The organism is Brevibacterium luteolum, assembly GCF_013004595.1.
GTDB lineage: Bacteria > Actinomycetota > Actinomycetes > Actinomycetales > Brevibacteriaceae > Brevibacterium > Brevibacterium luteolum.
Genome location: NZ_JABEMC010000001.1, coordinates 81296 through 95345, shown reverse-complemented (window position 1 = coordinate 95345; position 14050 = coordinate 81296). Strand labels below are relative to the sequence as shown.

Here is a 14050-nt window from a genome sequence, read left to right as displayed (position 1 = left end):
GCGTCTCATCAGCCGTCAGCCGGTCAGCCGCGCCCACAGGCCGATGTCGAAGCTGCGGTGCTGGACTATTCCGGCCATGTGTCTGACGGCGTTGTCGAGTTTGCCGCGCCAGGCGTCGATCGCTGAGTCTGCGTCCCCGCGTTCGAGGGCCTCGACGATGCGGGTGTTGTCGTAGATGATGCGCCGTGCGGCCGGCGAGTAGTCGACGCGCAGCACCGAGATGTAGAGCCGCAGCCGGAGGATGAGCGCTTCGAAGGTGCGGGCGGTCTGGGCGAGTCCTGCTGCGCGGGCGAATTCCTGCTGGAAGCGCAGATCGGCATCGCCGACGCTGAGCCCGGTGCGCAGTCCGAGCCGGGCGACGGCCGGGATCCGGTCGAGGGCATGCCGGACGGGCACAAGGTCGCGGCGCGGGCGGGTGGCCAGATTGCGCAGCAGCACGATGCCCAGTGCCTGCCGGCTGGCGTAGACGTCGAGCACATCGCGTGAGGTGATGACTGGGATGCGCACATCACCATGCGAGCCGTCGAGCAGCACGTCATCGACCATGCGCCGCAGCGGCACGTCGACAGCCGCTCTGCCGATCCCGAGGCGGGAGGCCAGCTGGGCTGGGCGGATCCGGTCACCGACGGTGTAACCGGAGTCGATGATCTCCTCGCGCAGTGCGAGGGCGAGCTGCTCGGTCAGGGAGGGCTGTTCGCGCGGCAGCCAGGCCGACACATTCGGAGCCGGCAGACCAGCAGCATCGCCAGCGCCAGAACCCCGGTCTTTCGATTCAGAACTCTTGTGATCTGCTGGCCTGGTTCCGGCGATCCAGGCGAGACCTTCCAGGCCGCGGGTGACCTGCTGGGCCAGGGCATCGAGCAGGTCGCCGGGCACGTCGGCGCAGTCGGCCAGCAGTGCTCGCAGCCGGGTGCTGAACTCCTCCAGGTCGGTGATGTGTGCGATCTCGGCATCCCGCCATGCCGCTGGCGAGAGGCGGCTGTCGTCGCCCGCCACAACGGCGAGCGGGTCGAAGATGAGAACGCGGTCGGCAGGCACCTCGGCAGCGGCGGTGAGCGCCCGGGTGACGGGCCCGAACCGGGATTCGGCTGCTGGACGCCGCGCCCAGGCGGCCAGCCCTGCCGCGTGCATCCCGGCGGTCACACTGGCCGCCCGCCGCGATCGAGCCCGGGGCCCGCGGGTGGAGATGCGGGCTGAGCGCGAAAGCCGGCTGGCGGTGATGACGGCCAGCGGGAACCCGACAGCGCAGGCCTCCAGGCGCAGCACAGACCGGGACTCCTCAGCGCGCGACTGTGCAAAGGGTGTGAAGCGGGAGACGGCACGGCTGACGATCGGCTGGCTCAGCCCGGTCATCTCCGCGATCCCGCGCGTCGAATAGGCCCGGGCATCGATCCGTGCTCCAGCACCGGCGAGGATCGCGGCCACCACCTGATCAGCAGTGGCCTGCACGGCCGGCCGGCCGCTGCGCGGCCGGTCGGCCAGCCGCTTGTCTGCTGGCAGTGAGGGATCGGATTCCTGCCAGCGTCGCACCCAGCGCCGCACGGAGGCGGCCGAGACTCCACTGCCTGCAGCTGCCTCGGCGACGGACGTCCCGGCCAGCACCTGCTCGACAGCGTGCAGGCGCACCTCGGTGGGCACCGCGCGTCCTGCCACAGCGACCACCTCCTCGGGAACAGTCAATACTTCTGACTCATCAGTATGGCAGATCGATGTGAGATGCATGACGTGGCCGGCGGGCCGACCGCATACTGGGCGCACACGCGGCAGGACGCCGCAGGGCATATCGCTCGGTTCGGCTGCCTGGGGCAGCCTGGCAAGGAGGCACCATGATCGAGGACACCAATCTCACGGCCATCACCGAGGCCGCCGTCGACCGCGTGCGCCGGTGGCTGCGGATCTCGGCCGGCACGCCTGCGGCCAAGGACCCGGCCGCCGAACGGCTCGCCGCGATCCTGTCCGACCCCAAGGGCCTGGACTTCACCGTCGGCTTCGTCGACCGCGTCATCCGCACCGAGGACTCCCACTCCGCCGCCCAAGCGCTGCGCGAGGTCGCAGCGATGGCACCGGCGACGATCTCGGCTCTCGACCGCGCCCAGATCAAGGCCGGTTCGGCACTCGCCCCCATCGCTCCGCAGGTCGTCGTGCCCGCCGCCCGGGCCCGCCTGCGCTCGATGGTCGGGCACATGATCGTCGACGCCCGGCCTGAGCAGCTCGGCAAGGCCGTTGCCACGCTCACCGCTGACGGGCACCGTCTCAACATCAACCTGCTCGGCGAGGCTGTCCTCGGTGATGAGGAGGCTGACCGCCACCTGGAGCGCACCCACGAGCTGCTCGCCCGCGATGACGTTGACTACGTCTCCATCAAGGCCTCCTCGATCGCCTCGCAGATCAATCTGTGGGCCTTCGAGGACACCGTCGAGTACGTCCTCGACCGGCTGCGCCCGCTCTACCGCGAGGCCGCCAAGGCCCCGGCCGGTTCGAAGTTCATCAACCTCGACATGGAGGAGTACGGCGACCTGGAGATCACCCTGGAGGTCTTCACCCGCCTGCTGAGCGAACCGGAGCTCAAGCACCTCGAAGCCGGCATCGTGCTGCAGGCCTACCTACCCGATGCGCTGGCCGCCATGCAGCGCCTGGCCGCCTTCGCCGATGAGCGCGTCGCCGACGGCGGGGCCGGCATCAAGGTCCGCCTCGTCAAGGGCGCGAACCTGCCGATGGAGCAGGTGCATGCTGAGATCGCCGGCTGGCCGCTGACGACCTGCCCGTCGAAGGAGGCCACCGACGCCAACTACAAGCGCGTGCTGCACTGGCTGTTCCAGCGCGAGCGGATGACCGGGCTGCGCATCGGCGTGGCCGGCCACAACCTCTTCGACATCGCCTTCGCCCACGAGCTGTCCCTGTCGCGCGGGGTCGCCGACCGGGTCGAGTTCGAGATGCTGCAGGGCATGGCGACCGAACAGTCGGCGGCGATCAGCGCCGATGTCGGCCAGCTGCTGCTCTACGTACCGGCCGTCCACCCGGCTGAGTTCGACGTCGCGATCTCCTACCTCGTCCGCCGCCTGGAGGAGAACTCGTCTGCGGAGAACTTCATGTCGACGATCTTCGAGCTGCGCAACGGCAACGCCGCCTTCCGCCAGGAAGAGGAGCGCTTCCGCGCCGCCGTCGACGATCTCAAGGAGATCCTCGCCGCTGACGGTGAGACGGCCCCGCGCCCGAACCGCACGCAGGACCGCACCCAGGAGTACGCCGGCGACCACCGCCTCGGCGAGTTCGTCAACGAACCCGACACCGACCCGGCACTGCCGGCCAATCAGCGCTGGGCCGAGCAGCTCATCGAACCGGTGCGCGCCGGTGACTGGCTTCAGGGCCGCCCCGCTCCCGAGGCGGTGGAGTCGGTTGCCGATATGGAGTCCCGGATCGCTGCGGGCAAGGCCGCTGCGAGCGGCTGGCGGGAGCTCGGTGCCGCCGGCCGCGGGCAGATCCTGCTGGCTGCCGCCGACATCTTCGCCAACCGCCGCGGGGAGTTCCTCACCACAATGGCCGCCGAGGCCGGCAAGACCTTCGCGCAGTCCGACCCGGAGGTCTCCGAGGCGATCGACTTCATCCGCTACTACGCCGGCCAGGCCCTCGAACTCGAGCAGATCGCCGGCGCCCGGTTCGAACCCGATGAGCTCGTCGTCGTGACACCGCCGTGGAACTTCCCGGTCGCGATCCCGACCGGTTCGACCGTCGCCGCACTGGCCGCCGGCGCCTCGGTCATCCACAAGCCGTCCTCACCGACCCCGCACTGCTCGGCCCTACTCGTCGACTGCCTGTGGCAGGCCGGTGTGCCGCGCGAGGTGCTGCAGATCGTCGCCCCGAGCGAGGGCGACATCGGCAAGGCGCTGCTCGCCCACCCCGACGTCGACCGCGTCATCCTCACCGGTGCCTCGGAGACGGCCTCGCTGTTCAAGAGCTTCAACCCCGAACTCGAGATCAACGCCGAGACCTCGGGCAAGAACGCTCTGGTCATCACCCCGGCCGCCGACCGCGATCTCGCCGTCGCCGACCTCGTGGCCTCCGCGTTCGGCCACGCCGGGCAGAAGTGCTCGGCGGCATCGCTGGGCATCCTCGTCGGCTCGGTGTACGACTCCGAACGCTACCGCCGGCAGATCGTCGACGCCGCCTCCTCGATGGTCGTCGACTACCCGACCAACCTCTTCGCCGAGATGGGCCCGCTGACCGAAGCGCCCTCCGAGAAGCTCGAACGTGCCCTCACCCAGCTCGATGAGGGTGAGTCGTGGCTGGTCGAGCCGAAGATGCTCGATGACTCCGGCCGGCTGTGGAGCCCCGGCGTCAAGGACGGCGTCAAGCCCGGTTCGTTCTTCCACCTCACCGAATGCTTCGGCCCGGTGCTCGGCCTCATGCATGCGAAGGACCTCGATGAGGCCCTTGAGCTGCAGAACGCCGTCGACTTCGGCCTGACCGCCGGCATCCACTCACTCGACACCTCCGAGGTCGCCCAGTGGCTCGACGAGGTCGAGGCCGGCAACGTCTACGTCAACCGCGGCATCACCGGCGCGATCGTGCGCCGTCAGCCCTTCGGCGGCTGGAAGCTGTCCTCGGTGGGTCTCGGCTCGAAGGCCGGCGGACCGAACTACCTCATGCTCTTCGGCGACTGGCGCGATGCCGAGCTGCCCGGCGACGCGCACGCGACCGCCGGCACCGGTTCGGACTGGCTGGCGAAGGCCTACGGCGATGATGAGAAGGTCTACCGGGAGTTCTTCGGCAAGCCGGCCGACCCGACCGATCTGCAGGCTGAGGCCAACATCTTCCGCCACCTGCCCCGTCCAGTCACCATCCGCGTGACTCCCGATGCCGTGGGCGACCATGTGCGCCGCACCGCCCATGCCGGCCGGACCGTCGGCGCCCCGCTGCTCGTCTCGGTCCACCCCGACTGCTCCGACGAGCTCGTCGAAGCCGCCCGCGACGCACTCCAGGCGAGCACCACCTCGGCGACGGACACTGAGACCGAGGTGGCAGTCGAGACCGCCGACGCGTTCGCTTCCGCCGTGGCGGATGGCAACTACGACGACACCGTCGGCGCCCGGATCCGGATCGTCGGCTCGGTCGAACCGGAGCTGCGGGAGGCGACCGTCGACCGTCCCGAGGTCGCGCTCATCGACCAGGACGTCGTGAGCTCAGCCCGCGTCGAGCAGCGCTACTACGTCCACGAACAGGCGATCTCGATGACGCTGCACCGGTTCGGCAATCCGAGCAGCGACTTCCACGAGCTCGCACACGACCTCATGGGCTGAGTCCCGCCCGATCGCAGCCATGGCCGCGGACGCATGATCGCATGCGCCCGCGGCTATGCTGTTTGCATGAGCGAGTACACCCAGGCGATTGCGACCGTCCAGATCGACAACGAGTTCACCCGCGTGACCGAATGGCGCTTCCCGCCCGGATCCGAGACGACGATGCACGTTCATGAGATGGACTATGTCGTCGTGCCGACCGAACCGGGCACGCTGACGGTGGTGACACCGGAGGAGACGTTCGAGAACGTGCTCGTCCCCGGCGCCAGCTACACCCGCCCGGTCGGCAGCGAGCACAACGTCATCAACAAGTCCGACACCGAATGCGCCTTCGTCGAGGTCGAGTTCAAGCAGCGCACCGGCAGCTGAGCCTGCCGAGATCGCTGACAGGTTACGTGTTGTTCAGCAGAACTTTGGACCGGACTCCCGATTTCTGAGTGAATCCTGGGTACCGTGGAAGAGTCTCATCTGCACTCCCGGTCATCCGGGGTGCACTCCGACTGAAGGATTCCTCCATGCACTCCCTCCATCTGCGCGCAACGGCTGTGGCCGGTTCCGTGCTCATCGCAGCCGGCACCTCCGGTGCGCTCATCGCCATTCCGGCGGCTGCGGCACCGGCCGGCACGGCGACGATCTCCGAGATCGCCTACGCCGGTGCCGACGACACCGACTTCATCGAGATCGCCGCTGATCCCGGCACCGACCTCTCCGGCTGGACCGTCGGCTCGGTCACCCGTGGCGGCGACCCGCAGTCCGACGCCCACGTCGTGACCCTGCCGGCTGGCACCACTGCCCCGGACTCCGGCGCGCACGCGGTGATGGTGCCGATCACCAACTCCGTCAAGTCCGGCACCGCCGCCGATGGCGCATACGGCTCCTCTGCCTTCGTCGTCGATGCCGACGGCGAGCTGCAGGACTTCGCACAGGTCGGCGGCACCGCCGGCGGCCGCGGCGTCACCGCAGGTTCCAGCGACCAGCTGCCCGAGGCGGCCCAGGGCGCGCAGGCGACCCCGACCGGCGCGACGGCCCCGAAGGGCCAGTCGATCCAGAAGTCCGGCAGCAGCTGGAGCGCCGGCACACCGACTCCCGGCGAACTCTCCGGCGACGCACCGAACCCCGACCCGACAGACGACCTCACCGACGATCCGACGGATCCGGCCAACCTCACCCCGATCTCCGAGATCCAGGGCACCGGTCAGACCAGCCCGCTCGACGGCAAGACCGTCAGCACCCGCGGTGTCGTCACCGCCGCCTACCCCGAGGGCGGCCTCGACGGGTACTTCATCCAGACCGCCGGCAGCGGCGGCGACGCCCACCAGGTGCCCGGCGCCTCAGAGGGCTTGTTCGTGTACTCGAAGGACACCGTCGGCACCGTCAAGCCCGGCGTGCACGTCGAGGTCACCGGCACGGTCAGCGAATACTACGGCCAGACCCAGATCACCGTGACCGGCAGCGGCCTGACCGAGCTGAGCGAGCCGGCTGAGGCCCCCAAGCCGTTCACCGGCGCACTGCCGGACGGCGATGAGGCCCGCGAATCGCTTGAGGGCATGCTCGTCCACCCAGCCGGCCCGATCACCGTGGCCGACACCTACACCGCCAACCGCTACGGCGAGGTCGGCCTGACCAACGGCACGAAGCCGCTGCGCCACCACACCGACGCCCACCGCCCCGGCACCGATGAGGCCAAGAAGCTCGAAGCGGAGAACAACGATCGCTTCTACCTCCTCGACGACGGCGCGACCCGCGACTTCACCGGCAAGGCCAGCGACGTGCCGGTGCCCTACGTCTCCCTCGACAACCCGGTGCGCGTCGGCGCTGAGGCGACCTTCACCTCGGCGGCGGTGCTCGGCTACGGACACGACACCTGGCGCCTGCAGCCCACCGCGACCGTCACCGGTGACAACGAGGACGAGGCCGCTCCGGCGACGTTCGCCAACAACCGTCCGGCCGCTCCCGAGGCGGTGGGCGGGCAGCTGAGCATCGCCAGCTACAACGTGCTCAACTACTTCCCGACCACCGGTGACGAGCTCTCAGGCTGCCAGTACTACACCGACCGCGAGGGCAACCCAATCACCGTGCGCAGCGGCTGCGCTGCCCGCGGTGCGGCCAACGCCGAGAACTTCGAACGCCAGCAGGCCAAGATCGTCAACGGCATCAACACCCTCGATGCCTCGATCGTCGCGCTCGAGGAGATCGAGCAGTCGGCGGCCTTCGGCAAGGACCGCGACGACGCACTCAACCAGCTCGTCGACGCGCTCAACGCCGCTGCCGGTTCTGAGAAGTGGGCGGCTGCGGCCAGCCCCGAACAGGTCCCGGCCGTCGGTGAGGATGTCATCCGCACCGCGTTCATCTACCAGACCGCGAAGGCCGAGCCGGTCGGCACCCCGGCGATCCTCGACAACGCGGCCTACAAGAACGCCCGCGCCCCGCTCGCGCAGGCCTTCGCGAAGCCCGGTGACACCGAGGCGGAGTTCGTCGCGATCGTCAACCACTTCAAGTCCAAGGGCTCCGGCTCCGGTGACGGCAACGAGGACTCCGGCGACGGCCAGGGCGCCTCGAACGCCGACCGCGTCAAGCAGGCGAAGGCGCTCGTCGGGTTCGCCGATGAGCAGAAGAAGGCCACCGGAACCGATAAGGCGTTCCTGCTCGGCGACTTCAACTCCTACACCTTCGAGGACCCGATGCAGGTGTTCTACGAGGCCGGTTACACCAACCTCGGCGAGGAGCACACCGACGAGCAGACCTATCTGTTCGGCGGCCGCGTCGGCAGCCTCGACCACATCCTCGCCAGCGCAGAGCTCGCAGGCGATGTCACCGGTGCCGATGTGTGGAACATCAACTCCGGTGAGTCGGTCGGCCTAGAGTACAGCCGCTACAACAACAACGTCCGCAACCTCTACGACGATTCGGTCTTCCGCTCCTCGGATCATGATCCGCTCATCGTCGGCTTCAACGTCGACGAGGACGCCGGTGAAGAGCCGACCGACGATCCGAGCCAGGATCCGACGGTCGACCCGACGGTGGATCCAAGCGATGACCCCTCCGATGACAACGGAGACGATCAGGGCAACAACGACGACGACCAGGGTCAGAACGATGATGACCAGGGCCAGGACGACGGGGACCGCAAGGGCTCGCCGGACTCGTCGAAGGATCCGCGCACGGATCGCCAGCACTCAGCTGACGATCGCCGCCTGCCGCGCACGGGCATGGAGCTCGGCAGCCTGGCCGTGGCCGGTGTGCTCGTCGGCCTCGGTGCCGGTGCGGTCGCACTGACCCGCCGCCGCAAGGGCTGACCAGGACATATACCTGTCCACGCAGACGCCGGCTGCAGACCGCAGGGTCTCGGCCGGCGTTTTCTGTGTGCAAGATCACAACATCTTGATAACAGACTGAATGATGTGGCGTCGGTCACAGTTTCATCGGCGTATTGTTTCGCAGAGCCGCGTCCAATCCTGCGGCAGCGAAAGGAATGGTGTCTCAGTGTCTCCACCGACCGCAGCTATCGACTTCGAGAAAGTCGAATCCCAACCGGAGTTCCAAGCGCTGAAGAAGAAGCACCGCTCGCTGGTGCTGCCGCTGAGCGCGTTCTTCTTCCTCTGGTACTTCGCCTATGTACTGCTCGGCGCCTATGCCCATGACTTCATGGCGACCCCGGTGATCGGCAACATCAACCTCGGCATCTTGCTCGGCCTCGGCCAGTTCGCCACAACCTTCATCATCACGATGGTCTACGTTCGGTTCGCCAACCAGCGCATCGACCCGGCAGCCAACGAGATCCGCCTGATGCTGGAGAAGCAGGCCGCCGACTTCGCCGAACGCCCCGCAGACACCCCCGGTGCCCATACCGTCGGCAAAGCTGCAGAGACCCCCGCCGAGAACGAGGAGGGCCAACGATGACGCTCGCAGCCGCACTGACCACGGTGGCCCAGGACAATCCCACCGCAGAGAACAATCCCGTCCTCAACATCGCGATCTTCCTCGTCTTCGTCGCCATCACGATGACGATCGTCTTCCGTGTCGCCAAGCGCAATGCGAGCGCTTCCGACTTCTATGCCGGTGGCCGATCGTTCTCCGGCCCGCAGAACGGCTTTGCGATCTCCGGGGACTACCTCTCAGCCGCCTCCTTCCTCGGCATCGTCGGTGCCATCGCGGTGACCGGCTACGACGGCTTCCTCTACTCGATCGGCTTCCTCGTCGCCTGGCTCGTCGCACTGCTGCTCGTCGCCGAGCTCCTGCGCAACACCGGCAAATTCACGATGGCCGACGTGCTCTCCTTCCGCCTCAAGCAGCGCCCCGTGCGCCTGGCTGCGGCGATGTCGACACTGGCGGTGTGCTTCTTCTACCTGCTCGCCCAGATGGCCGGCGCCGGTGGACTCGTGTCCCTGCTGCTGGGCATCGACAGCAAGACCGGCCAGTCGATCGTCGTCGCCGTCGTCGGCGTGCTCATGATCATGTACGTCTTGTTCGGCGGCATGAAGGGCACCACCTGGGTGCAGATCGTCAAGGCGTTCCTGCTCATCGGCGGCGCTGGCATCATGACCGTCTGGGTGCTGGCGATCAACGGGTTCAACTTCTCCCAGCTGCTTGGCGATGCCGTTGCCAATGCGACTGCTGACCCGCCCGAGGCGCTGCTCGCCCCAGGACTCAAGTACGGCGCGCTGCCGATCGACTTCGTGTCCCTGTCGATCGCTCTGGTGCTCGGCACCGCTGCGCTGCCGCACGTGCTCATGCGCTTCTACACCGTCCCGACCGCACTTGAAGCCCGCCGCTCGGTGGTCTGGGCGATCTGGCTCATCGGCATCTTCTACCTCTTCACCCTGGTGCTCGGCTACGGCGCTGCCGCCATGGTCGGCTCCGAGGCGATCGAGAACGCCCCAGGCGGAGTGAACTCGGCAGCACCGCTGCTCGCGCTCGAACTCGGCGGGCCGATCCTGCTCGGCACGATCTCGGCAGTCGCCTTCGCGACGATCCTCGCCGTCGTCGCCGGCCTGACGATCACCGCAGCAGCATCGTTCTCGCACGACATCTACAACTCAGTCATCAAGCGCGGCACCGTCACACAACAGACCGAGGTGAAGGTCGCCCGCATCACCGTGCTGGCGATCGGCGGTGTCGCGATCTTCGGCGGCATCGGTGTGCAGGGACAGAACATCGCCTTCCTCGTCGCCCTGGCCTTCGCGGTTGCGGCGAGCGCGAACCTGCCGACGATCCTGTACTCGCTGTTCTGGCGCCGATTCACCACCCGCGGTGCGGTGTGGTCGATCTACGGCGGGCTCATCACCGCCGTCGGCCTCATTGCGATCTCCCCGGTGGTCTCCGGCACGGAGACAGCGATGCTCGGGCCGAACATCGACTTCGCGATCTTCCCGCTGCAGAACCCGGGCATCATCTCGATTCCTGTCGGATTCCTGCTCGGCTTCATCGGATCACTGACCGGCAAGCGCGGTGAGGATCCGAAGCTCGCAGCCGAAATGGAGGTCCGCTCAATGACCGGCTACGGCGCAGAGAAGGCCGTCGAACACTGAGCGACTCAGCATCTCTGCAGGCCAGAGCAGAATAGCGAAACCGCCGCCCGGCTTCCGGGCGGCGGTTTCAGTTGGCGCGCCACGAGGGATTCGAACCCCCAACCTTCTGATCCGAAGGTTGCGGTTCTGTCCGCGATCCGCCATCTATCACCCGCCCTGCCGCACCCCAGCGCGGCATGACGAAAGGACAGTCGATCATGACCACGTTCAGCGCCAGCGGAATCCGAGCGGCCCTCGATCTAGACACTCTCAGCCTTGAGCAGCTGCACCGCCTCCAGGATTCATGCGCTCGGTCGATCGCGTACCGGGTCGCAGCCGACGAGCCCGCGCTGCCGGACGATGTGTCGGTCTACCGCGAGGTCTCCATTGAGATAGAAGCGCGCGTCGGAGAGCTGCACAGGTGGGCTGATCAGTTGCGCGATGAGGAGCTACGGGAGCGTAACGGCACGGTCACAGATAGGCCACAACTGTGACCCAGCTCTCACGTTCCACGGACGGGTCATGCACAATTCTGCACATGACTTCCCCTGTCCTCTCAGAGTGGGTCGACTGGATGACGGCACAAGGGCTCTCAGAGCGGACCATCGTCGAGCGCTCCGCCTTCGTCAGCCGACTCGGCAACCCCTTGACTGCCTCACGTGCCGCGCTGCTGGCCGAGCTCGGCCGCCCCGAGCTGTCGAACTCATCCCGGCGCACTTACCGCAACCACGTCAAAGCGTTCTACACGTGGGCCGTCGACATGGGCTACCTCGACACCAACCCCGTCGACAAGCTGCCGAACCCGCGCGTGCCCCGCTCCCGCCAGCACACGGTCAGCACCGTCGACGTGCAGCGTCTCGCCCGAGCGCCCATGCGGCGACGGACGCGGGCGATGATCCTGCTCGCCACCTACCAGGGCCTGCGCGTCCACGAGATCGTCAAGGTGCGAGCAGAGGACGTCGACCTCGACCTCGGCACGCTCACCGTCGCAGGCAAGGGCGGTGTGATCGCACGCCTCCCGCTCTCCGACGTCATCCGCGAACTAGCCGGCACAATGCCCGCGGCCGGCTACTGGTTTCCATCGGGCGACGGGCACATGAAGGCCAACTCCGCCTCGGACACGATCGGCAAGGCCATGCGCCGGGCCGGCGTCAAAGGCTCCGCACACAGCCTGCGACGCTACTACGGCACTCAGATGCTCCGCCGAGGCGCGAACCTGCGCGTCGTCCAGGAGCTCCTGCGGCACGCACAGCTCTCAACCACGGCGCTCTACACCGAGATCGACGAGTCACAGATGCGCTCGGCCATCGACAGTCTGGCCGCGTGAACTCCGATAGGCTGACAGCACCCCGGCCGCCACGAGACAAGGACGCCTCATGCGACAAACCATCACCGCCCTGACCGTCGCCGCCCTCATTGCGCTCACAGGCTGCAGCAGCGACGAGCAGTCCGACGACAACGGCGCAAGCGGAGACGAGCGCGGAGGAGGCGAAGCGAGCGTGCAGCAGTTCGCTAGCAAAGTTGCCGGCGTCAAGCACGACATCGACGACTGGATCACCGATTGGGAGGAGGCAACCTGTTCCTCCATCGCCGTCGATCAAGGCGCGGCCGACTGCCACGCCTACGCCGTCGCCGGAGGATACACCGCGGAGTCCGCCTACCTCGGCCTCAACGGGCTCACCTCCGAACAAAGCACCAACTACCTCGGCGAGCCGCCAGAAGAGATCGCCGCGCTATACGAGGAGACTGTCGAGACCGCCAAGGCTGCTTCCGATGCCGGCGAAGCATTCGGAGAAGTCGACTGCGACTCTGACGACGGCTGCCTCGGTGAAGTCCACCGCCTCGCCAGCACCATGAAAGACCTGCAAACCAAGCTCACCGAATGGTCACCCTACCTATGAGTCAAACACCAGACCTTCCCGAACAGACACCTGTGCCTGATACGCCAACTGATCTGGTTCCTACGCGCGTGCTGTGGTTCAGCTTCGGGACTGCCGCTGGCCTCGCGGTCACGGTCGCCTCGGTCGCCATCGTGTGGGGCGCCGGCGGCACCACGTCCCTCATCACGTCACTCGTGAGCTCCTTCACCTCGATCGGCCTCCTCGCCACCGCAATCTGGGCTGCCGCTATCGGTGCGCGCACGATGAAAGCCAGTCAGGAATCCAGCCGAGCCACGCAGAGGGCGAGCGCGGCGGCCGAAGAAGCGAACAGGCAAGCAGCGCTCGATTCGCATCGGGCGCACCGACCCTACGTCGGTGTTGAGGTGGTGCCCGGTCTTGCCAGTGCTGATGTGTTCGATCTTCGGATCACCAACTACGGGCGTTCAGCAGCACGGGACCTGACAATTGAGTACGTTCCCGAGACTAATCGAACCGACGTTGTCACCAAATCTGTCGTCGAGATGTTTACTACGCCGCGAACACTGCTGCCCGGATCGTCCCTACGGATCATCTGGCACATCAGGCACGATCCCGATTCGGACATGACCTTCGTGGACAGCGATGGCGACGAAGTCACCGGCCCGCTGGGGATGCCGGTCGACGCGACCCTGACGTTGGAATACACCAGCGACAACAAAGCCGAGAAGTTCACCGATACATTCGAGGTCATGTGCCTTCGCTCCGGGTTGTGGCCTATCCCCGCCAGCGGTTCGACGCCGCAGAATGGCCCGATTAAGCTACGGCACCTTCACTCCCTAGGCGAAGCTATCGCCAGACACCTCGGTGAAGCCAACCGATGAATCGCAAGAAGCGCCCCACACCATTCCGGTGTGGGGCGCTTCGCTGTCGCGGGCTGGGTCAGTGCTCTGCCCGGTAGTCGTCGGGGTCGATGGTGTCGATCACGCCGAGGTCGGTCGGCTCGTCGGTGGGCTCCTGTGCCAGGTCGTCCACGTCAGCCTCAACCTCGTCGCCGTCCCAGGTGCCGAAGTCCGGCTCAGTCGGCGCAGCACCAAGGCCGATCGACCGCAGCGCCTTCTCTACGGCCGGGATAGCCATGACGCGAGCGACGATCGCGGCGATGAGCGCCGTACCGACCGACAGGCCAGTCAACGCCGCGTAGGCCCAGCCAGGCAGTTCCAGGCCGGCCTTTCCGACCTCATCGAGGATGACGTCGACGACCGGCGGAACGGCGAGGACGAACAGCGCCGCTGCCGGGATGAACGTCTGAATAAACGTCCGCACCGCGGCGCGGGCGGGATGTTCGGTCTGAGTCGCTGAGGCGTTGTCGATGGTGACGATGCGCATT

11 protein-coding genes are annotated in these 14050 nt (G+C 67.2%); 9 read left to right on the top strand and 2 right to left on the bottom strand.

All coding sequences use genetic code 11. From position 1 onward, the window contains the following. Window positions 1-15: 15 nt before the first annotated feature. Window positions 16-1680 carry a GntR family transcriptional regulator gene (locus HLA91_RS00500; protein WP_239557119.1) on the bottom strand — a complete coding sequence of 555 codons (1665 nt, stop codon included), beginning with the start codon at window positions 1678-1680 and terminating at the stop codon, window positions 16-18. A 146-nt stretch (window positions 1681-1826) separates the two neighbouring features. Between HLA91_RS00500 and HLA91_RS00495 the strand changes: the two genes are divergently transcribed. The 9 genes from HLA91_RS00495 to HLA91_RS00455 all read left to right on the top strand — a co-directional run bounded on the left by HLA91_RS00495 (window position 1827) and on the right by HLA91_RS00455 (window position 13544). Then, a complete protein-coding gene (locus HLA91_RS00495; RefSeq protein WP_170273096.1) occupies window positions 1827-5297 on the top strand; it encodes a proline dehydrogenase family protein in 3471 nt (1156 codons plus the stop codon). A gap of 66 nt (window positions 5298-5363) precedes the next feature. Then, window positions 5364-5666 carry a cupin domain-containing protein gene (locus HLA91_RS00490; protein ID WP_102161076.1) on the top strand — a complete coding sequence of 101 codons (303 nt, stop codon included), beginning with the start codon at window positions 5364-5366 and terminating at the stop codon, window positions 5664-5666. 146 nt (window positions 5667-5812) lie between these two features. Beyond that, window positions 5813-8593, top strand: coding sequence for an ExeM/NucH family extracellular endonuclease (locus HLA91_RS00485; RefSeq protein WP_170273095.1), 2781 nt, complete (start codon window positions 5813-5815; stop codon window positions 8591-8593). Window positions 8594-8780: 187 nt separating this feature from the next. Then, window positions 8781-9197 carry a DUF485 domain-containing protein gene (locus HLA91_RS00480; protein WP_259797911.1) on the top strand — a complete coding sequence of 139 codons (417 nt, stop codon included), beginning with the start codon at window positions 8781-8783 and terminating at the stop codon, window positions 9195-9197. Beyond that, window positions 9194-10825: a solute symporter family protein gene (locus HLA91_RS00475; protein ID WP_170273093.1), complete on the top strand. Its 1632-nt coding sequence runs from the start codon at window positions 9194-9196 to the stop codon at window positions 10823-10825. Before HLA91_RS00480 ends, HLA91_RS00475 begins: the two co-directional genes overlap by 4 nt. A gap of 197 nt (window positions 10826-11022) precedes the next feature. Next, window positions 11023-11298 carry a hypothetical protein gene (locus tag HLA91_RS00470; RefSeq protein WP_170273092.1) on the top strand — a complete coding sequence of 92 codons (276 nt, stop codon included), beginning with the start codon at window positions 11023-11025 and terminating at the stop codon, window positions 11296-11298. A 44-nt stretch (window positions 11299-11342) separates the two neighbouring features. Further along, entirely contained in the window at window positions 11343-12131 is a 789-nt protein-coding gene (locus HLA91_RS00465) for a tyrosine-type recombinase/integrase (RefSeq protein WP_170273091.1), read from the top strand. A gap of 49 nt (window positions 12132-12180) precedes the next feature. Then, window positions 12181-12705, top strand: a complete 525-nt coding sequence (locus tag HLA91_RS00460; protein ID WP_170273090.1) for a hypothetical protein — start codon at window positions 12181-12183, stop codon at window positions 12703-12705. Then, window positions 12702-13544 carry a hypothetical protein gene (locus HLA91_RS00455; protein WP_170273089.1) on the top strand — a complete coding sequence of 281 codons (843 nt, stop codon included), beginning with the start codon at window positions 12702-12704 and terminating at the stop codon, window positions 13542-13544. Before HLA91_RS00460 ends, HLA91_RS00455 begins: the two co-directional genes overlap by 4 nt. A 58-nt stretch (window positions 13545-13602) precedes the next feature. Here the strand turns inward: HLA91_RS00455 and HLA91_RS00450 are convergent, their stop codons facing one another. Continuing rightward, window positions 13603-14049, bottom strand: a complete 447-nt coding sequence (locus tag HLA91_RS00450; protein WP_170273088.1) for a hypothetical protein — start codon at window positions 14047-14049, stop codon at window positions 13603-13605. Window position 14050: the final 1 nt, after the last annotated feature.

Coding starts and splice junctions, on each gene's coding strand:
- HLA91_RS00495 (WP_170273096.1), top strand. CDS start 1,827: ATGATCGAGGACACCAATCTCACGGCCATCACCGAGGCCGCCGTCGAC.
- HLA91_RS00490 (WP_102161076.1), top strand. CDS start 5,364: ATGAGCGAGTACACCCAGGCGATTGCGACCGTCCAGATCGACAACGAG.
- HLA91_RS00485 (WP_170273095.1), top strand. CDS start 5,813: ATGCACTCCCTCCATCTGCGCGCAACGGCTGTGGCCGGTTCCGTGCTC.
- HLA91_RS00475 (WP_170273093.1), top strand. CDS start 9,194: ATGACGCTCGCAGCCGCACTGACCACGGTGGCCCAGGACAATCCCACC.
- HLA91_RS00470 (WP_170273092.1), top strand. CDS start 11,023: ATGACCACGTTCAGCGCCAGCGGAATCCGAGCGGCCCTCGATCTAGAC.
- HLA91_RS00465 (WP_170273091.1), top strand. CDS start 11,343: ATGACTTCCCCTGTCCTCTCAGAGTGGGTCGACTGGATGACGGCACAA.
- HLA91_RS00460 (WP_170273090.1), top strand. CDS start 12,181: ATGCGACAAACCATCACCGCCCTGACCGTCGCCGCCCTCATTGCGCTC.
- HLA91_RS00455 (WP_170273089.1), top strand. CDS start 12,702: ATGAGTCAAACACCAGACCTTCCCGAACAGACACCTGTGCCTGATACG.
- HLA91_RS00450 (WP_170273088.1), bottom strand. CDS start 14,049: ATGCGCATCGTCACCATCGACAACGCCTCAGCGACTCAGACCGAACAT.